Source organism: Bariatricus sp. HCP28S3_A7, from assembly GCF_052066375.1.
In the GTDB taxonomy this organism is placed as follows: Bacteria; Bacillota; Clostridia; order Lachnospirales; family Lachnospiraceae; genus Allocoprococcus.
This window is the reverse complement of record NZ_JBQHSG010000013.1, coordinates 24433-44511: the sequence shown is the minus strand read 5'-3', so window position 1 is coordinate 44511 and position 20079 is coordinate 24433. Positions and strand designations below refer to the sequence as shown.

Below are 20079 nucleotides of genomic sequence, written 5' to 3'. Positions count from 1 at the left end.
GATTATTAAAACGAACAATAACAAGCGCGGATCCGTGTAAAACACATTCAGTAGGATCCGCGCTGCTTTGCATTTCTTAGTTCAAATGCCAGATATCTTTGTTATATTGTTCAATTGTTCTGTCAGATGAGAAAAATCCGGCTTTCGCAATATTTACCAACATCATTTTGGCCCATGCAGTTCTGTCGCTGTAATCGGCGAGCATGCGTTCTTTGGTTTCGGTGTAATCGTTGAAATCAAGAAGGGTCATGAACCAGTCTTTGTGAACCAGCTCATCGTGAAGTCTGGTCAGGTTTTCTTCATTTCCAATCTTTTTCATTTCGTCTCCAACGATGAAATCCACACATGTCTTGATGCGTTCGTCAGAAGAGTAGATTGCGTAAGCATTGTAGTCACTCTTTGCATAGTGCTCAATCACAGCCTCGCTTGATTCTCCGAAGATATAAATGTTCTCAGGGCCTACAAGATCGCTGATCTCTACATTTGCACCATCCATGGTTCCGAGTGTGACAGCACCGTTCAGCATGAACTTCATATTTCCGGTTCCGCTCGCTTCTTTTGATGCAAGTGAGATCTGTTCGGAAATATCGCAGGCCGGAATTAATTTTTCGGCAGCGGTTACATTGTAGTTTTCCACCATAACGAGTTTTATGTATGGAGCAACTTCCGGATCGTTTGCAATCAGCTCCTGCAGGCAGAGGAGAAGATGAATAATGTCTTTTGCAATTACATAAGCCGGAGCAGCCTTTGCGCCGAAAATGAAAGTGATTGGCTGTTCGGGTTTGTTGCCTGCCTTAATATCCAGATATTTATTAATGATGTACAGAGCATTCAGCTGCTGGCGTTTGTACTCATGCAGACGTTTGATCTGAATGTCGAAGATGCTGTTTTCGTTAATTTCGACACCGGTATTTTCCAGAATAAAGTCTTTGCATACTTTCTTCGCATTTGTTTTGATTTCAAGAAGTGTATTTAAAACATCTTCGTTTTCTTTGTATTTCAGAAGGTTCTCGAGAGCGGAGGCATCTTTCTTATAATCTGTACCGATCAGGCTGGAAATATAATCGCTCAGTGCATGATTGCAGTGAAGCAGCCAGCGACGGAAAGTGATTCCGTTGGTTTTATTATTGAATTTTTCCGGGTAAATATCATAAAAAGCTTTTAATTCACTGCTTTTCAGGATTTCCGTATGAAGCGCAGCCACACCGTTAATTGAGAATCCATAATGAATATCCATATGTGCCATATGAACCAGATTGTTTTTGTCGATGATGGCAACGGCTTCCTGCGGATACTGCATCTTGACACGTTCATCCAGGCGGCGGATGATCGGCATCAGGTGAGGAACAACTTCTTCCAGATAGCTGATTGGCCATTTCTCCAGTGCTTCGGCCAGAATCGTGTGGTTGGTGTAAGCACATACGTGTGTCACGATATCGCAGGCTTCCTCGAATTCAATTCCCCTTTCGGTAAGGAGACGGATGAATTCCGGAATGATCATACTTGGATGTGTATCATTGATCTGGACAACAGCATAGTCTGCAAGATCGTGCAGGTTACATCCTTTACTTACTGCTTCATCGAGGATCAGCTGTGCAGCGTTGCTGACCATAAAATACTGCTGGTAGATCCGCAGTTTTCTTCCGGCATCGTCGCTGTCATCCGGATAGAGGAATAAGGTCAGATTGTGGAGAATATCATTTTTGTCAAATGTAATTCCATCGTCGACAATACTTTCCTCTGCGATGTCGATATCAAAGAGGCGCAGACGGATGGATTTGTTTTGATATCCGGCTACATCAATGTCATATAAAGATGATTTGAGCATAAAGCCGCGGTAAGGAACCATATAGGAAATGCCGGTCGGTGTTAACCAGCTTTCGTCTGTCAGCCATGGATTTGGAGTTTCTTTCTGCAGGTGGTTCTCGAATACCTGCTTGAAAAGTCCAAGGTGATAATTGAGACCGATTCCTTCACCCGGAAGTCCAAGTGTGGCGATGGAGTCAAGGAAGCATGCCGCCAGTCGTCCAAGGCCACCGTTTCCGAGAGATGGCTCCGGTTCCACTTCTTCGATTTTTGAAATAGATTTGCCATTTTCTTCAAGGAATTTTGCAACCTCATCATAAATACCGAGATTGATCAGGTTATTGGAAAGCAGCTTTCCAATCAGAAATTCTGCAGAAATATAGTAAATTTTCTTTTTGCCATCCTGATAGCCTTTCTCAGAAAGTGCTTTTTTTGTATAAACTAATAATGCATGGTAAATTTCTTCATCTGAACACTGTGAACAGTCTTTTCCAAACATGTCAAAAATTAAATTTTCTAATGATTTCATTGTTGTATCTCCTTTCAGGGGTAAATGTCTGTTTACTGTGTATGTATAGACTATAGCACGCCCTGAAAGGTGAAAAATACAACAAAATTGTTCTGTTATGACATGTTCTTGCGAAATTTGTGGGGAGAGATTCCGTTTGCCTGCTGGAATTTCTTGATGTAGTAGCTTGTGTTGTTAAATCCGCATTCCAGCGCGATTTCTGTGACGGAGTCATCGGAATGCAGAAGAAGCGTCTTTGATTTTTCCAGACGTAGGTCATTGATATATTCAATCAGAGTTTTTCCGGTATACTGGCGGAATAGTTTCATGAAATAGTATTCGCTGTAGTTGGAAAGCCCTGCCAGTTCTTTGGCATTCAACGGTTCATTGTAATGTGAGTTGATGTAGTCCAGCACATTTTTTATAGAAGAAAGACTCTTATTCTGCTCAGCGTGGTCTGAGGTGATGATGTAATTTCCTGCGAGCATTTCATAGAAAAATGCGTAGAATAGTGCCTTGAGACGTACATAATAATAAGGTTCCTTTTTGTCAAGGCAAGAGTGGATTTGACCGAAAATCTCCATAAGGCGGTCGTAGCCGGAGACATCCGGCGTGATACGATGAACAAATTCCGCCTGATTTGCCGCCAGCGGAGCGATTAGACGCTCTTGACATAAGTCCCCGGCGGTTCCTGCAAGATAATTCAGATCAAAAACAATGCTTTTATAGTAGAGGATGTGGCGTGGATCCGTTTTCATGGAATGCAGGACCCCACGGTTCACAATCAGCAGATCACCTTCTCTGACACGGAGTGCCTCTCGGTTTAACCGTACCAGTCCGCTTCCGGATTCGATGAAGATAAATTCCATTTCTTCATGCCAGTGCAGGTAGAGAGAACGGAAGATCTCGCAGTTGTCGGTGTAGGTTTCTACTGGTAGTTCAAAGGATCCATGAGAGCCGAGCTCTTTTAAAGTATTGTCTACCTGCTGAGAGATGGTTCCTGACATAATTGCTCCTTTCTGTCACTTGATCGGCGGTATTTCAAAGGTGTCATCTGATATTGCCTGTGAAATAACCGGATGAAATATGAGTGATTTTCAAAACCGGTATTTTCAGAAATTTCAATCACGCTCAAATCGGTGGTAAGAAGCAGTTCGCACGCTTTTTCCAGACGATAATGGTTCATGTATTCAACCAGAGTCATTCCGGTAAATGACTTGAAGAACTTTGTAAAATAAGAGACACTGTAGCCGCAGAAATCAGCGGCTCCCTTAAGAGACAAGGGACTCGCATAATTCGAGTGGATAAAAAGAAGTAGTTCTTTTATCTTTTTAATCTGGGTGAGCTGTGAATGGTCGGGAGGAGCATGTAATGTTCGCCCTTCCAGTGATTCGAACAGCCAGAAAATCCGGTAAAGCTGAGACTTCACGAATAGTTCGTATCCATGGGAGGACTCGGAGATAGTCTGTGTAAGGGAAGTCAGTATCTCGGAAATCCGGTCGTGCTGTGGATGGTTGGAAGGAATCCGGAAAGGAAGGGAAATCTGCTCGTCCAGATAAGGCTTTATATATGTAGTGTAACAGTAGTCGGAAGGCGAATCTTGTCCCAACATCTTTAGATCAAATAAAATACTGAAGTACTCACAGGTTTCTTCATGGAGTTGTTCAATGGCGTGCAGCATCCCGGGAAGGATTGGCACGATATCCCCTGTGTGGACAGTAAAAGGCACTTTGTTCAGTGTAACGGTACAGCATCCGCTCTGAACAAACATCAATTCCATCTCATCGTGCCAGTGCATAGGGCAGGAATACAGGGAAACCGGAATTTGAAAATGATAGACAACATAAGGGAATTCCAGCGTTCCATGTTGTCTGTATTCATAGAGAGAGGAAATGTGCGTATCTGACATGATTCAAGAACCTCCTTTTATTGGTGTAAAAATACGAGAATCTTCCATATTATGTTACAGTGGGAAGATTCTCGTAATGTTTCTTATATATTAAAGTGTTTTGCCTGTAAGCATTTCGTAGCTCTGCAAATATTTATCGATTGTTTTCTGAACAATCTCATCCGGAAGAGTCCAGTCATTATCCGGATTCGCTTTCAGCCAGTCGCGGGCAAACTGTTTGTCGAAGGAGGGCTGACTATGGCCTGGTTCATATCCTTCAGCAGGCCAGAAACGAGAGCTATCCGGAGTCAGCATCTCATCACCGATCACCAGATTTCCTTCTTCATCCAGACCGAATTCAAACTTGGTGTCTGCAATGATGATTCCGCGGTTTAGTGCATAATCTGCACATTTCTTATAAAGTGCAATAGTGTTGTCACGAAGCTTTGCGGCATATTCTTCCCCTTTTCCCGGGAAATATTTTTCCAGATGAGTAATACTTTGTTCATAAGAAATATTTTCATCATGGTCACCGATCTCGGCTTTGGTAGATGGTGTGTAAATAGGTTCCGGAAGTTTATCGGATTCTTTTAAACCTTCCGGAAGTTTGATTCCGCATACGGTTCCGTTTTCCTGATAGCTTGCCCAGCCACTTCCGGTGATATATCCACGCACGATACATTCAATCGGGAGCATGTTCAGTTTACGGCACATCATGCTGTTACCGTCAAACTGTGGCTGCTGGAAGTATTCCGGCATATCCTTTACATCTACAGAAATCATATGGTTTGGAAGAATATCCTGAGTCAGATCAAACCAGAATTTGGACATCTGAGTCAGAACAGTTCCTTTCTTGGTCACTGTGTTGTTCAAAATCACATCAAAACAACTGATACGGTCTGTTGCAACCATAATCAGGCTATCGCCGTTATCATAAATCTCACGGACTTTTCCTTCTTTGATAGGTTTCATTTTTCTACACCTCGCTAAGTTGAAATTAATATGTATTCTACTTAATAGATAAACAGATTTTGAAACAAAATGCAATCCTATTTTGAAATTTTGTGCAATCCGTTATCTATTTGTATCCCGTTCCGGAACAAGAAAGATAAACACCAGGGAACTGATCAGCAGAAGATAGGGGTAATAAAGATTCGGCATAATGTCAAATGCTGAAATCTCATATCCTAGTCCTGCAGCTGCCGAGATTGCCACAAGCATCTGTGCACCGTATGGGATAATCCCCTGGAAGACGCAGGAAAATGTATCCAGTATAGAAGCGGCATTTTGGGGAGAGATCTGATAATCTTCAGCCATTTCGCGCGCAATCGGGTTAGCCATGACGATTGCCACGGTATTATTTGCGGTGGCAATGTCCATTGCACCAACAAGAAGCCCCATGCCAAGCTTTCCGCTTTTCCTGCTTTTGAATATGCGTTTGACCAGACCGAGAAGGGCGGTGAATCCTCCGTATTCGTGAATCAGAGCACAGAGGGTGGCAACGAGGATAGCGACCATGGTAGTCTCATACATGCTGGAAACACCGTCTCCCATGTGGCTCAGAAGTTCTGTGGCCTTTGTGGTGCCTGTCGCGAGCATGATGACGGAGCCGAATGCAATGCCAATCAAAAGGACAACAAATACATTGATGCCGATGATTCCACCAATCAGGACGAGCAGATAAGGAATAACCTGGATCAGGTTGTAATCGGTATGAAAATTCGTAGATCCTGCATGCCCTGAGGTGCGGATAAAGAACACGAACAGAGTGATTAACGCCGCAGGAAGGGCAATGGCAAAATTGGCACGGAATTTGTCTTTCATTTCACAGCCCTGTCCATTGCAGGCGGCGATCGTGGTATCGGAAATGAAAGATAGGTTGTCACCGAACATGGCACCGCTCATGACAGAACCGATACAGAGTGGTGCGGCAAAACCGGAACCTTCAGCTACGGCGAGAGCAATCGGTGTGATTAAAGTGATCGTTCCGACGGAGGTTCCCATGGCAAGAGATACAAAACAGCTGACTATAAAAAGTACAATAACTGCATAGCGCGCGGGAATCAGTGAAAGCAGAAAATAGGCAACGCTTTCAGCACTGCTTCTGCCGACAACACCGACAAAAATTCCGGCGGTCATGAAAATAAGAATCATAGTGATGATATCCTTATCCCCGACTCCTTTTGCCATGACCTTCAGCTTTTCATCAAAACTCAGTTTTGGATTCTGAAGGCAGGCGACCAGAAGAGCAGCCAGAAAACAGACTACTATGGGAATATTATAGAAGCCCATTGTGATATGCAGCCCGTATTCAAAAAGAATTCCCAGGCCTAGATACATGATCAGGAAGACTCCGATCGGAAGAAGTGCTTTCCAATTTCCTTTTTTCATATAAAATCTCCTTTTTTGTGTTTTTGCGCAATACACCAATGGTGTAAGGCAACGCTATGCATAAGTATAACATATCTATACGAAAATGGGGAAAAGAGTTGAAGCAAAAAAATCTGTAGTGATATAATGATATTTCAGAAAGAAACAAAACGAAATATCAACAGAATGATGCCGAAAATATATAGATTAAGGGAGCATGTGATATGCTCCCTTAAATTATGTATTGAAATTAAGAATATCAGCTGCGTTTAATAAAGGTAGTCTGACATTTCGGACAGCGAATTTCAATCTTGCCCTTTCCTCTTGGAACACGGATTTTCTGTTTGCAGGAAGGACATTTATAGATATGATGCGTCTTACGCTGCTTGAAAAGTTTTTTTTGGTTCCACCAGAAGTTCCGAATGCCTGCGGTCGCTTTCAGAAAAGATTGATTCTCGGAGGATCTCTTGTAAATGTTTCTGGAGAACATTCTGAAATAAGTATAAATAAGTATTACCAACGCCAGATAGTACAAAAAGTTCCATCGAAAAAAGCCGGAAAGAAGAAACATGATAATTCCGGTCCACATCATAAATCTTCCAAAAGAATCGACCCCATAGCGACCATACATAAAACGCATAAATTTTTCTTTCATTTCTAATCATCCAATCTTTATAGTAGTGTTGTGGTAAAAGGTATATTATTATTTTACACAGACTTTCTGTGGAATCAATAAACTTCTTATTAAAAAAGTCTAAAAAGTGTGTTATACTTCTGGTTATAACAAGATTCCCGGGAGGCAGTAATGGAAGAAGAAAAAAATAGGGAAATAAAAAAAGAAGATATACAGAAAGAAAATAGAAAAAAGCGTCCGGAAGGGGCAGGAGAAGAACGTCGTAGGAAGCGTCCGGAAGGAGCAGGAGAAGAACGTCGTAGGAAGCGTCCGGAAGGAGCGGGAGAAGAACGTCGGCGAAAACATTCGGAAGGTATGATGAATGAACGCCCGAAAAGACGCCCGGAAGGAATGAACGAAGAACAGCGTAGAAAACGTCCGAAAAAAGAGTATGCGGAGCATACCGGCATACAGGAAAAAGAAATGCAATCAGAGCATATGGCTGGAAAAAGCACGGGACACAAAAAGAAAACGCACAGAAGAGGCCCAAGGAAACGGCACAGTAAAGGCTCAAAGGCGGCTGGAGTTATCAGCAAGATCATTTTGATTATTGCTCTGGCAGTTTTTGCATACTCAGCTTATCAGTTGTTTGATATTTATTATGGATATCACAAAGGAGAAGCAGAATATGACGAAATTGAGAAAACGGTTGTGAGCATTGATCAAGAGGAAGCGGATCGTTATCAGGTGGACTTTGACGCGTTGAAGGAAATCAACCCGGACGTCGTGGCATGGATTCGTTTCGATGAACCTGCGATTATAAATTATCCGGTAGTTCAGGGAAAAGACAACAGTGAATATTTGTCGAAGACGTTTAAGGGGTATGAGAATACGGTTGGAACGATTTTCGTTAATGTGGATAATAATCCGGATTTTACTGACAGAAATACAATTATTTACGGACATCATATGAATAACGGAACGATGTTTAATGAACTGGATGAATATGAAAGTGAAGAGTTCTGGAAGAAATATCCTTGCTTTTATATTTATACTCCGGATGGCGCACAGCTGAAATATCAGATCTATTCTGCGGGCATTGTAAAAGATATAGCTGAGAATTATACATATGAATTTGCGGATGATGAGGCGTTCCGGTCATTCCTTCAAATAACAAAAGAATCCAGCTTTTACGATACAGGTGTGGAACCGGATCTGGATTCCAAAATTGTAACGCTTTCAACCTGTACAAAGGCGAATAATGATGAACGTTTAGTCGTTCACGGGATGCTGGTTGAGGTCAAAAATTAGGAAACAAAATTGAAAAACAGGAGGAGAAGATGGCTATAGATGTAAAATTCGAAGTGGGAGACATCATCCGGATGAAAAAGCCACATCCCTGCGGAAACTCGGAGTGGGAGATCTTGCGCGTGGGAGCAGATTTCCGGCTGAAATGCCAGGGATGCGGACATCAGGTGATGGTTTCCAGAAAACTTGTGGAGAAAAATACAAAAGAAATTAGAAAAAAAGCTTGAAACGTGTGTTGATTTATGGTATCATACCAACTTGTGATATACTATTTTTATCCTTGTTCCCGGCGAATCCGGGAGCCAGAGACCATAAGGAGGTGCAGGACATGAGCAAATATGAATTAGCAGTTGTTGTCAGCGCAAAACTCGAAGACGACGCCAGAGCAGAAGTTATCGAAAAGGTGAAAGCACTTGTAACACGTTTCGGCGGTAACGTAACTGACGTTGATGAATGGGGAAAGAGAAGATTAGCTTACGAAATCCAGAAAATGAAAGAAGCTTATTACTACTTTGTCCACTTCGAATCTGATACAACTACACCGGGCGAAGTTGAGAAGAGAATCCGTATCATGGACGGTGTAATCAGATATTTATGCGTGAAAGACGAAGCTTAGAAAGAGGCAGCGTATGAATAAAGTGGTTTTAATGGGACGTTTGACAAGAGATCCTGAAGTAAGATATTCACAAGGTGAGAATGCTCTCGCTATTGCAAGATATACATTGGCTGTAGACCGTAGATTCAAGCGTGACGGAGAACAGAGTGCAGATTTTATCAACTGTGTTGTTTTCGGTAAGAGCGCAGAATTTACAGAACGTTATTTCCGTCAGGGAATGCGCGTTACGGTCTGCGGACGAATCCAGACCGGAAGCTATACCAACAGAGATGGTGTGAAGGTCTATACAACAGAGGTTGTTGTTGAGGAGCAGGAATTTGCAGAAAGCAAGAATGCGAGCGGCGCACAGTCTTATCAGAACGCCCCGGCTCCGGCACCAAGCGTAGATGCTGGTGACGGCTTCATGAATATTCCGGACGGAATTGATGAGGAATTACCTTTTAACTAGGAAAGGAGATGTGCAAAATGGCATTCGAAAAAGGAAACAGACCAGATTCTCCGATGAAGAGAAGAGGCGGACGCAGAAGAAAAAAAGTTTGTGTATTCTGTGGTAAAGAGAACAACGAAATCGATTATAAAGATGTAGCAAAATTAAAGAAATATGTTTCTGAAAGAGGAAAGATCCTTCCGAGAAGAATCACAGGAAACTGTGCAAAACATCAGAGAGCTCTTACAGTAGCAATCAAGAGAGCAAGACATATCGCTTTAATGCCATACGTTCAGGATTAATTAAAATATTAAGGCTGAATCTCGGGAAATTTTCCGGGAATTCAGCCTTTTTGTTTTGCGTGTATTCGGTTAATCATCAAAACTGCCGCCTGCCATGGCCTTGATCGAAGAGGCATATTCGGAAGGAGTCATCCCGGTGATTTTCTTAAACTGCCGGGAAAAATAATGAATCGAAGTATAACCGAGCTGTTCGGAAATCTGGGTGAAGTTCATGTGATTTGTTCGGATCATCTGCTTGGCCACATCGATTTTCATGGATGAGAAGTATTCGATGACTCCCTTGGAACATTTTTCGCGGAAAATCTTCTGAAGCTGCGAACGTCCGATCAGATTATCGCGGCAGATCTGCTCTATGGTCACATGCGAGTGAATATGGGCTTCCAGATAATTTACCACCCGGTTGAAAATCTCGGTATCGCTCCGGCTTGTGGTTGACTTGGGAGGGAGTTTTGGGAAATTTTTCTTAAAAACAATCGGATTGGTATTATGGCGGACCAGATGAATCAGCAGGTGCTCCAGATCAAGTCGTATCATCTGTTCTGCCCCGAAAGAATTTGGTGTTTTCTTTTCCATATGCTGCAGATACGGATTATCCAGGCGACACGCGAAGCAGTCTCTTGCTTCGATGATCGTATCTGCCAGAAGGTTTCGCTCCAACTCATCAATTCGCAGGATCTTACCGGCAAAAAAATTCATGGCTGGCGATTTCGATGCAAATGATACCACGACCAGATTGGGGGCAGAATCACCGGTTGCCTTTACTGCGTGGAACTCATTGGGCTGATGGAAAATAATATCGCCCTTTTTTAGCAGGTGGTAGGTCGTTTCCGTAATGACACCGACTTCTCCTTTGTCTACATAGAGAAACTCCCAGAAATTGTGGGATTCACCTGCAAAAGAAAAATTATTCATGTACTCAAAATAATGAACAGTGTATAATTCATCAATATGAATGGAATCTTCAAGTTGTACGCCAATATAACCCATATATTGCCTCCAGTGTGACGGTGCGAATGATAAATAATCAGAGTCATTGAACCGAAATATATATTCTCAATAAGTATATTAAACCAATGCTCGGAAAAAATCAATCATAAGTGGCTGATAGTGCAAAATGATAAAAAGATAATACAAATGAATTTTTCACATATGTGCAAATAATCGGAAATAATCTATATATAAGGATATAATAAGACAAATTTAGAGATTGATTATATAAAGACGAAAGAGAGAAAAAGTTATATTATGGACTTAGTTAAAGTAAGTAAAACGAAAATAAAAGTAGGGAGAGATGGAAAATGAAAAAACCAGTATTAGTAATCATGGCGGCAGGAATGGGAAGTCGTTACGGTGGACTCAAACAGATTGATCCGGTAGATGAGCAGGGACATATCATCATGGACTTCTCCATCTTTGACGCAAAGCGCGCAGGCTTTGAAAAAGTTGTTTTCATTATCAAAAAAGAAAATGAAGCAGATTTTAAAGAGGCTGTCGGAAATCGTATGGCAGAGCAGATGGAGGTTGCTTATGTATATCAGGATCTGCACAATATTCCGGAAGGATTTGAAGTGCCGGAAGGACGTATGAAACCGTGGGGAACGGCTCATGCGGTTCTGAGCGCGATCGATGAGATAGACGGGCCATTCGCTGTAATTAATGCAGATGACTACTATGGAAGAGATGCGTTCCAGGTTATCTATGATTATCTTGCAACTCATGAGGATGATGATAAATATCGTTACACGATGGTAGGATATAAGCTGGAAAATACGGTTACGGACAATGGTCATGTGGCACGTGGAGTGTGTGATACGAATGAGGCCGGAGAACTGGTACGCATCACAGAAAGAACACGTATTGAGAAGAGAAACGGTGGAATCGCTTATTCTGAAGATGATGGAGCGTCATGGACCGAACTTCCGGGAGATACACTGGTGTCTATGAATATGTGGGGATTCACACGCAGCATTCTAGATGAAATCAAGGCTGGATTCCCGGCATTTCTGGAAAAGGGACTTGCATCAAATCCGATGAAGTGTGAATATTTCCTTCCGGCTGTCGTAAGTACACTTCTGGAAGAAGGACGTGCAACGGTTGCAGTTCTGGCTTCTGCAGATAAATGGTATGGGGTGACTTATAAAGAAGACAAACCGGTTGTAGTTCAGGCAATTAAGAAAATGAAGGCAGAAGGACGTTATCCTGAGAAACTTTGGGGGGAAGCATAATGGGAAAAGGAAAAATTGATGAAGCGATAGGCCAGTTCCGGTATGAAGGCGTGCTGATCGATGAAAGACCTTATGGTAGCGGGCATATTAATGATACATATCTGTTGACATTTGAAATCGCAGAAATGGGAACGATCAAGGTTATTTTACAGAGAATGAACAAGAACATTTTCACAAAACCGATAGAACTTATGGAGAATATCCTGAACGTGACTTCTTATCTGCGCAAGAAGATTATTGAAAACGGAGGGGATCCGGACCGTGAGACACTGAATGTGATCCGTACCGTTGATAATATGCCATATTTTGTAGACTCTGAAGGTGAATACTGGAGATCCTACAAATTCATTACGGATGCAACCAGTTACGATCAGGTAGAAAGTCCGGAAGACTTTTATCAGAGTGCAGTCGCTTTTGGTAATTTCCAGAGACTCCTTGCAGAATATCCGGCAGAAACGCTTCATGAGACGATTGAAGGATTCCATGATACAAAAGCAAGATTCCAGGTATTTAAGAAAGCGGTGGAAGATGATGTATGCGGACGTGCTGCTTCTGTACAGAAGGAGATTCAGTTTGTTCTGGAGCATGAACATCTGGCAAATGTGTTCGCGGATCTGCTGGAAAAGAAAGAGATCCCGCTCCGTGTTACGCACAATGATACGAAGCTGAACAATATCATGATTGATAACAAGACAAGGAAAGGCATCTGTGTAATCGACCTGGATACGGTTATGCCTGGACTTGCCATGAATGATTTCGGTGATTCGATCCGTTTCGGAGCGAGTACAGCTACGGAAGATGAACAGGATCTTTCGAAAGTTTCCTGCGATATGGAACTCTTCGATCTCTATGCAAAGGGATTTATTGAGGGTTGTGGAGGTAAACTGACAGAGAAGGAAATCGACCTGATGCCAACGGGCGCTATGGTCATGACCTTTGAATGTGGTATGCGTTTCCTGACCGATTACCTGCAGGGGGATACTTATTTTAAGATCCATCGCGAAAATCATAACCTGGATCGCTGCAGAACTCAGTTCAAGTTGGTTAAGGATATGGAAGCTAAATGGGATACCATGCGTGAGATTATTGATAAGTACAAATAAAGATAGAGAGCCCGTGCTTGTCCGGCAAGGGCTTTTATCTTATATAAAAGGATGGGCGTTTAGTAAAACGACCAATATTTTTAGTAAATATAATTGAAAAATTTAGTAAAAAGTATTCCCTATTTCAGAAAAGTATGATATAGTAAGTTTAGAAGAAATGATTCGAACATATAGGAGGATTAGATCATGGCAATTTTAGTAACGGGTGGAGCTGGATTTATTGGAAGTCATACATGCGTAGAACTTTTAAATGCAGGCTATGACGTAGTTGTTGTGGACAACTTATGCAATTCTTCTGAGGAAGCACTTAGACGTGTGGAGAAGATTACCGGGAAAAAGGTAACTTTCTATCAGGCAGATATCAGGGATGGAGTTGCGCTGGATGAGATTTTCTCAAAAGAAAGCATAGATTCCGTTATTCATTTCGCCGGACTGAAAGCAGTAGGTGAGTCTGTAGCAAAACCGTTGGAATACTATCAGAATAACATCGGCGGAACGCTCACTCTTTGTGAAGTGATGCGCAATCATGGCGTTAAAAATATTATCTTCAGCTCTTCAGCTACTGTTTACGGAGATCCGGCATTCATTCCGATCACAGAGGAATGCCCGAAAGGAACCTGTACCAATCCATACGGATGGACAAAATGGATGCTTGAACAGATTCTGACAGATTTGCATACTGCAGACCCGGAATGGAATGTAGTGCTTCTTCGCTACTTCAACCCGATTGGAGCACATAAGAGCGGTCTGATGGGAGAAGATCCGAAGGGAATTCCGAACAATCTGATTCCGTATATCACTCAGGTTGCTATCGGCAAGCTGGAGTGCCTCGGCGTATTCGGCGACGATTACGATACACATGACGGAACCGGCGTGCGTGATTACATCCATGTTGTAGACCTTGCAATCGGCCACGTAAAAGCACTTAAGAAGATTGAAGAAAAAGCCGGTGTATGCGTGTACAATCTTGGAACCGGAACCGGATATTCCGTATTGGATATGGTTCATGCATTTGAAAAAGCATGTGGAAAACCGATTCCTTACCAGATCAAAGCAAGAAGACCTGGCGATATCGCAACCTGCTATTCTGATGCAACGAAGGCAAAAGAAGAACTCGGATGGGTTGCAGAGCGCGGACTCGAAGAAATGTGTGAAGACTCATGGAGATGGCAGAGCCAGAATCCAGATGGATATAATACAAAATAATAAAAAGTGTTTTTTTGAATAAGGGACGCCCGAAGAAGGGCGCATAGATTGATAGCGAACGTCGTGACGCTGCGGTGAACTAGTTGCTAACGCAGACTAAGGTGCTCGGGAATGCCCTCGCACCTAAGACTGCGTAAGCACCGGATTTCACCTCCGCTAAGCACGACTGGATTGTTCGATATCAATCTATGCGCCCTTCTTCGGGCTGACTTTTTCAAATGGGGAGGGAACTCTGAGAAGTCGCGGAGAAAAGAGGGGACATTACGTAGCATTTTATGGATTTTTTGGTGTGTGCCGTAACATGTGCTGAATACTACGTGCTAATTAACAATTGTTGTACTATTTGCCGTAAATGCTTATGATTTTGGCTATCGGAGCAGCCACGGAGGTGGAATTGTGGTGTTGGATACATGATGGCTTGAATTAGATGAGTTCATTGTGTGGATTATATAGACCATCCTGATACCAAACAAAACTTCACGCCAGCACACTAGAATAAAGATACAAAATCATTTCTACTTCCCTAAACAAAAGAAAGGTGTTATAATGTTCAAGTAGGCAATGAGCCGTGCGAAAATCAGAGATAGCAAGATGCCTGCTGGCAGGCAAGCTTGCGGGCTATGATTTTCATAGGGCGAAAGCCCGTGAGCGAAAGAACGAAGTTCTTGAGCTTGGCACGGCGGGGAAAAACCAAACGAAAACCAAAAGTGACAGACTGCCTGCTGGCAGGCAAGCTTGCGGGCTATGATTTTCATAGGGCGAAAGCCCGTGAGCGAAAGAACGAAGTTCAACCAGTACAGCTGATTATGAGGAATGACTATTATGAAGCAGGATATCAAATTACAAGGACAATTAAAATTTTATATGCAGTGGCCGTCAATCATGACGCTATTTCTGATAGCGATGAATATCTGGATTTTCTGGATCGATAAGAAAGCCGGAATCGTCATGGGCGTATTTGTTCTCGTGTATGCTGCGTGTGTGACTGTCATGTACTTTTACAGTAAATCGCTGGTACTGGCGGACATGGTGGAGTTCGCTGCGCAGTACAGCGTAGTCCAGAATACACTGTTAAAGGAATTGTCTATACCATATGCAATATTGCAAAGTGATGGTAAGATTATCTGGACCAATACACAGTTTGACGATGTGTTGGGAGAAGAAAAGAGAAAAGATGCGTATTTGAGCAGATATATTCCGGAACTGAACCGAAGTGCTTTCCCGAAGGAAGAAGGGGAGACGGTCAATCTGGAATTCGGTTACAAGGACAAGGATTATCAGGCAGAAATCCAATATGTATCTGTGGAGGATTTTAATGAATCTGAACAGTTGCTGGAATTTCCGGAAGAGAAGGAATATTTCGTTGCAGTTCATTTGCAGGATGTAACCGAATTGAATGCTTATATTCGTGAAAATGAGGAACAGCGCCTTGTTGCCGGACTGATTTACATCGATAATTATGATGAAGTGATGGAGAGTGTGGAAGAGGTTCGTCAGTCTCTTCTGGTGGCTCTGATCGACCGTAAGATCAACCAGTATATTGCAAATCTGAATGGTATTGCAAAGAAGCTGGAGAAAGATAAGTATTTTATTGTAATTAAGAAGGAAAGTTTCAATCGGATGGAAGCGGATCGGTTCTCGCTTCTGGACGATGTGAAGAACGTAAATATTGGAAATCAGGTTCCGGCTACGCTCAGTATCGGATTGGGACTGAGCAAGGACACATATTCGGCGGGGTATAACTATGCCCGCGTTGCAATTGATTTGGCTCTTGCCCGTGGTGGTGATCAGGCAGTTGTAAAAAATTGCAAAGGAATTACTTATTATGGCGGAAAACGTGAACAGACTTCCAGAAATACGCGTGTGAAAGCCCGTGTCAAGGCTGAGGCACTCCGGGAGTTTATCATTGCAAAAGAGCGTGTGATCGTTATGGGGCACAAGATACCGGATGTAGACTCTTTTGGCGCAGCAATCGGAATCTATTGTGCGGCATCTGCGATGGAGAAGAAGGTCAATATCGTGTTGGATGATATTTCGGTAACATTACGGCCATTGTATGAAGCATTTTCTAATAATACAGCATACCCGGAGGATCTGTTTGTCACCCCCCGAGAGGCGGAGGAACTGGCGGATGAAAATACGATGGTTGTTGTAGTGGATACGAATAAGCCAAAGATGACGGAATGCGAACGGCTTCTTCGCATGACGAAGACGATTGCGGTTCTGGATCATCACCGCCAGAGCGATGAAGTGATTGAAAATGCGGTTTTGTCTTATATTGAGCCGTATGCTTCTTCTGCCTGTGAAATGGTTGCAGAGGTTTTGCAGTATATTGCAGACGATTTGAAGATGACTGTGATGGAAGCAAACAGTCTGTATGCAGGTATTCTGGTTGATACGAATAATTTTATGAATCGGACAGGAGTACGTACATTCGAGGCGGCAGCATATTTGCGAAGATGTGGAGCGGATATTACCTATGTTCGCAAACTTCTCCGGGACGACATGGCTTCTTATAGAGCGAAAGCATCGGTTATCAGCAGTACAGAAGTTTACAGGGATGTTTATGCAATCGCCAGAGGAGAACATCTGGGAATTGAAAGCCCGACGATCATTGGTGCACAGGCGGCAAATGAACTTCTCAATATTGAGGAAATCAAAGCGTCCTTTGTACTTACTGTATATAACGGAAAGATTTATGTCAGCGCAAGATCGATTGATGAGGTAAATGTTCAGATCATTATGGAACGACTGGGCGGAGGCGGACATATCAATACAGCCGGGGCGCAGTTCGAACATACCGATATGGTGAAAGCAATCGAGACACTTAAGAAAACAATTGATATTATGATTGAAGAAGGAGATATCTAGATGAAAGTTATTTTAATGCAGGACGTGAAGTCTCTTGGGAAAAAAGGAGAAATTGTAAATGTAAATGACGGATATGCAAGAAACTTTATTTTACCGAAAAAGCTTGGGGTTGAAGCAAATGGAAAGAATTTGAATGATCTGAAGCTGAAAAAGCAGAATGAGGAAAAAGTTGCTCAGGAAAATCTTGATGCTGCAAAGGAACTGGCAGCAAAACTTGGAGAAGGTAAAGTAGAACTGAAGATCAAAACCGGGGAAGGCGGCAAGACATTTGGTTCTGTTTCATCAAAGGAGATTGCAGTTGCTGTCAAAGAGCAGATGGGAATTGATATCGATAAAAAGAAAATTCAATTAAAAGAATCGATAAAAACACTTGGAATGCATCTTGTGCCGGTAAAATTGCATCCGAAAGTAACGGCAGAGCTGAAAGTACATGTAGGAGAGGCATAGGGGGAGCTGTGAATGGATGAAGCGCTTATCAAGCGGGTACCGCCGCACAGTATAGAAGCAGAACAGTCTGTTGTCGGTGCTATGCTGATGGACCGGGATGCGATCACAACGGCTTCCGAGATTATTTGTGGAGATGATTTCTATCAGACCGCTTATGGAGTGATCTTTGATTCGGTGGTGGAGTTGTTCAACGAAGGAAAGCCTGTTGATTTGATCACGTTGCAGAACCGTTTGAAAGAGAAGGATGTTCCTGAGGAAATCAGCAGTCTGGAATTTGTGCGGGATCTGCTCGCTGCTGTGCCGACTTCGGCAAATGTGAAGTATTATGCGGAGATTGTTGCTGAAAAGTCAACACTTCGCAAAATGATCAAGATGAATGAGGAAATCGCGAATGCCTGTTATCTGGCTAAGGAACCGGTAGAAGCGATTATGGAACGGACTGAGAAAAAAGTATTCGAACTGGTTCAGAATCGAAATAACGGGGATTTCGTACCAATCAAGCAGGTTGTATTAAATGCATTGGAGAAAATTGAAAAATCTTCGAAAAGCAAAGGTACGGTTACCGGAATCCCGACGGGTTTCATTGATCTGGATTACAAGACATCCGGACTTCAGCCGTCCGACCTGATTCTGGTTGCAGCCAGACCGTCTATGGGAAAGACGGCATTTGTCCTGAATATCGCGCAGCATGTTGCGTTCAGGCAGAATAAAACCGTAGCTATTTTCAGTCTCGAGATGTCAAAGGAACAGCTGGTAAATCGATTATTTTCTTTGGAATCCTATGTGGATGCACAGCTTCTGAGAACCGGTAATCTAAAAGATTCCGACTGGGAGAAGCTGATCGAGGGTGCAGGAATCATCGGACGATCCAATCTGATCATTGACGATACTCCTGGAATTTCTATTTCGGAAATGCGTTCCAAATGTAGAAAATACAAACTGGAACACAATCTGGAACTGATCATTATCGACTACCTGCAGCTTATGAGCGGAAGTGTAGGAGGAAGAAGTGAGTCGCGTCAGCAGGAAATTTCCGACATTTCCCGTTCACTGAAAGCTCTTGCGAGAGAACTGCATGTTCCGGTTATTTCGTTATCACAGCTCAGCCGTGCGGTAGAGCAGAGACCGGATCATCGTCCGATGCTCTCGGATCTTCGTGAATCCGGGGCGATCGAGCAGGATGCGGATGTGGTTATGTTTATTTACCGAGACGATTACTATAATAAAGATACAGAACATGTGAATGAGGCAGAGATCATTATTGCCAAGCAGAGAAATGGTCCAATCGGTACGGTTACACTGACCTGGCTGCCACAATACACGAAATTTGCAAATTCACAGAGAAAACAGGATTATGACGAGTAAAAAGATTGCACCGTGGTGCAATCTTTTTGTGTAAGTGCCTAATATGAAAATAAGATTTAGGTTTCTCCAAAGATTTTGTGCAGATATCGTACAGGAGCAGGTCTTGCTGCCTCGCGTCGACTATTCTGCTGTTGCCGGATCAAGTGATCCAGTTTTCGAAACCGGTCTTCTTCCTGGCGCTCTTTCGCCTGAAGAAGAAAATCCATGTTTTTGTTTACTTTTTCAGAGACACTTCTGGTAATGAGTTCTTCCAGAACTTTATTGTTTCCGGTAATGATTTCCTGTACTACTGCGCGAAATGCAAGAGTTGGGTCCTGGACGGGAGTGCCGGTACCGCTTTCAGAAGGAAGTGGCTCAGAGGTTCGGCCTTTAAGATCCGGATCTTCTTTGGGGTGATTATTTTTGGCTTTCAGTATTTCCCGGGTACGAATCAGGTCAGGAATTAATCCTTTAAGATCCTTTAGTTGTATACCCTGATTTTTCAGTTCTTTGATACAGCAAAAAAGCTGTATATCCTCCTTCGTATAGTGTCGATGCCCCATATCAGTGCGTCCGATCGGGAGATTCAGTTCTTCTTCCCAATAACGCAGGACGTGGGATTCCACGCCTACTTGTTTTGCCGCTTCTGATATCATATAATGAACGTCGCCCATACGATACCCCCTTATTCTATTAATGACCTTCAGAAAACAAAAAAGTTTCTGAAGCTAGTACATGTAACACTTACATTGTAGCATAGAATATTGAAAATGGAGGAAAAATCGTTCGACAAATCCTGCAAAAAAGGCAGCGGATTCTAAAATCCACTGCCTTTTACTTTGCTACATCAGAGTTGCAGAAAGCTGATTATTCAGCGCTGATAGCTCCTGTAGGACAAGCTGCTTCGCAAGCGCCGCAATCAACACAAGCGTCAGCGTTGATCTGCATATGATCATCACCCATAGCGATAGCTCCTACTGGGCATTCGCTTTCGCAAGCGCCACAGCTTACACATTCATCAGAAATTACATGTGCCATAGTTATG

General features: G+C 42.8%; 21 protein-coding genes. 13 read left to right on the top strand and 8 right to left on the bottom strand.

What is annotated here, in order from left to right:
• Nucleotides 1–76: 76 nt before the first annotated feature.
• The 5 genes from ACTNA4_RS10160 to ACTNA4_RS10140 form a co-directional block, all read right to left on the bottom strand.
• Nucleotides 77–2335 carry a glycogen/starch/alpha-glucan phosphorylase gene (locus ACTNA4_RS10160; RefSeq protein WP_441029895.1) on the bottom strand — a complete coding sequence of 753 codons (2259 nt, stop codon included), beginning with the start codon at nucleotides 2333–2335 and terminating at the stop codon, nucleotides 77–79.
• A gap of 95 nt (nucleotides 2336–2430) precedes the next feature.
• Nucleotides 2431–3321 (bottom strand): AraC family transcriptional regulator, encoded by an 891-nt coding sequence (locus ACTNA4_RS10155; RefSeq protein WP_427806890.1) that lies wholly within the window; start codon nucleotides 3319–3321, stop codon nucleotides 2431–2433.
• On the bottom strand, nucleotides 3294–4223 hold the full coding sequence (locus tag ACTNA4_RS10150) for an AraC family transcriptional regulator (protein ID WP_441029894.1): 930 nt from the start codon (nucleotides 4221–4223) through the stop codon (nucleotides 3294–3296). The genes ACTNA4_RS10155 and ACTNA4_RS10150 overlap by 28 nt, the downstream gene beginning before the upstream one ends.
• A 90-nt stretch (nucleotides 4224–4313) precedes the next feature.
• On the bottom strand, nucleotides 4314–5174 hold the full coding sequence (locus ACTNA4_RS10145) for a phosphoribosylaminoimidazolesuccinocarboxamide synthase (RefSeq protein ID WP_427806888.1): 861 nt from the start codon (nucleotides 5172–5174) through the stop codon (nucleotides 4314–4316).
• A gap of 102 nt (nucleotides 5175–5276) precedes the next feature.
• Nucleotides 5277–6593 carry a Na+/H+ antiporter NhaC family protein gene (locus ACTNA4_RS10140; protein WP_441029893.1) on the bottom strand — a complete coding sequence of 439 codons (1317 nt, stop codon included), beginning with the start codon at nucleotides 6591–6593 and terminating at the stop codon, nucleotides 5277–5279.
• Between the two features lie 346 nt (nucleotides 6594–6939).
• Between ACTNA4_RS10140 and ACTNA4_RS10135 the strand changes: the two genes are divergently transcribed.
• The 6 genes from ACTNA4_RS10135 (at nucleotide 6940) to rpsR (ending at nucleotide 9838) form a co-directional block, all read left to right on the top strand.
• Nucleotides 6940–7233, top strand: coding sequence for a hypothetical protein (locus tag ACTNA4_RS10135; protein ID WP_427819949.1), 294 nt, complete (start codon nucleotides 6940–6942; stop codon nucleotides 7231–7233).
• Nucleotides 7234–7377: 144 nt separating this feature from the next.
• A complete protein-coding gene (srtB, locus tag ACTNA4_RS10130; RefSeq protein ID WP_441025480.1) occupies nucleotides 7378–8496 on the top strand; it encodes a class B sortase in 1119 nt (372 codons plus the stop codon).
• Nucleotides 8497–8525: 29 nt separating this feature from the next.
• The gene (locus tag ACTNA4_RS10125) at nucleotides 8526–8720 is read left to right on the top strand and encodes a DUF951 domain-containing protein (RefSeq protein ID WP_427806882.1); all 195 of its coding nucleotides are present in this window, start codon (nucleotides 8526–8528) and stop codon (nucleotides 8718–8720) included.
• A gap of 101 nt (nucleotides 8721–8821) precedes the next feature.
• Nucleotides 8822–9109, top strand: a complete 288-nt coding sequence (rpsF, locus tag ACTNA4_RS10120) for a 30S ribosomal protein S6 (protein ID WP_427806881.1) — start codon at nucleotides 8822–8824, stop codon at nucleotides 9107–9109.
• A gap of 13 nt (nucleotides 9110–9122) precedes the next feature.
• A complete protein-coding gene (locus ACTNA4_RS10115; RefSeq protein WP_427806880.1) occupies nucleotides 9123–9557 on the top strand; it encodes a single-stranded DNA-binding protein in 435 nt (144 codons plus the stop codon).
• 17 nt (nucleotides 9558–9574) lie between these two features.
• Entirely contained in the window at nucleotides 9575–9838 is a 264-nt protein-coding gene (gene rpsR, locus ACTNA4_RS10110; RefSeq protein ID WP_178037364.1) for a 30S ribosomal protein S18, read from the top strand.
• Nucleotides 9839–9907: 69 nt separating this feature from the next.
• Here rpsR and ACTNA4_RS10105 read toward each other — a convergent pair whose 3' ends face one another.
• Entirely contained in the window at nucleotides 9908–10825 is a 918-nt protein-coding gene (locus ACTNA4_RS10105) for an AraC family transcriptional regulator (RefSeq protein ID WP_427806879.1), read from the bottom strand.
• 311 nt (nucleotides 10826–11136) lie between these two features.
• Between ACTNA4_RS10105 and ACTNA4_RS10100 the strand changes: the two genes are divergently transcribed.
• From ACTNA4_RS10100 to dnaB, 7 genes are all read left to right on the top strand, one after another.
• Nucleotides 11137–12063: a nucleotidyltransferase family protein gene (locus tag ACTNA4_RS10100; protein WP_441029892.1), complete on the top strand. Its 927-nt coding sequence runs from the start codon at nucleotides 11137–11139 to the stop codon at nucleotides 12061–12063.
• Nucleotides 12063–13166, top strand: coding sequence for a phosphotransferase enzyme family protein (locus ACTNA4_RS10095; protein WP_427819951.1), 1104 nt, complete (start codon nucleotides 12063–12065; stop codon nucleotides 13164–13166). The genes ACTNA4_RS10100 and ACTNA4_RS10095 overlap by 1 nt, the downstream gene beginning before the upstream one ends.
• 186 nt (nucleotides 13167–13352) lie before the next feature.
• The gene (gene galE, locus ACTNA4_RS10090; RefSeq protein WP_427819952.1) at nucleotides 13353–14372 is read left to right on the top strand and encodes a UDP-glucose 4-epimerase GalE; all 1020 of its coding nucleotides are present in this window, start codon (nucleotides 13353–13355) and stop codon (nucleotides 14370–14372) included.
• A gap of 644 nt (nucleotides 14373–15016) precedes the next feature.
• A complete protein-coding gene (locus tag ACTNA4_RS10085; protein ID WP_427819953.1) occupies nucleotides 15017–15304 on the top strand; it encodes a hypothetical protein in 288 nt (95 codons plus the stop codon).
• Entirely contained in the window at nucleotides 15195–17243 is a 2049-nt protein-coding gene (locus tag ACTNA4_RS10080) for a DHH family phosphoesterase (RefSeq protein ID WP_441029891.1), read from the top strand. Before ACTNA4_RS10085 ends, ACTNA4_RS10080 begins: the two co-directional genes overlap by 110 nt.
• Nucleotides 17244–17690: a 50S ribosomal protein L9 gene (rplI, locus tag ACTNA4_RS10075; protein WP_427819954.1), complete on the top strand. Its 447-nt coding sequence runs from the start codon at nucleotides 17244–17246 to the stop codon at nucleotides 17688–17690.
• 12 nt (nucleotides 17691–17702) lie between these two features.
• A complete protein-coding gene (gene dnaB, locus ACTNA4_RS10070) occupies nucleotides 17703–19055 on the top strand; it encodes a replicative DNA helicase (protein ID WP_427806872.1) in 1353 nt (450 codons plus the stop codon).
• Between the two features lie 56 nt (nucleotides 19056–19111).
• Here dnaB and ACTNA4_RS10065 read toward each other — a convergent pair whose 3' ends face one another.
• The gene (locus tag ACTNA4_RS10065) at nucleotides 19112–19708 is read right to left on the bottom strand and encodes a helix-turn-helix domain-containing protein (protein ID WP_427806870.1); all 597 of its coding nucleotides are present in this window, start codon (nucleotides 19706–19708) and stop codon (nucleotides 19112–19114) included.
• 193 nt (nucleotides 19709–19901) lie between these two features.
• A complete protein-coding gene (locus ACTNA4_RS10060) occupies nucleotides 19902–20072 on the bottom strand; it encodes a DUF362 domain-containing protein (RefSeq protein WP_427806869.1) in 171 nt (56 codons plus the stop codon).
• Nucleotides 20073–20079 lie beyond the last annotated feature (7 nt).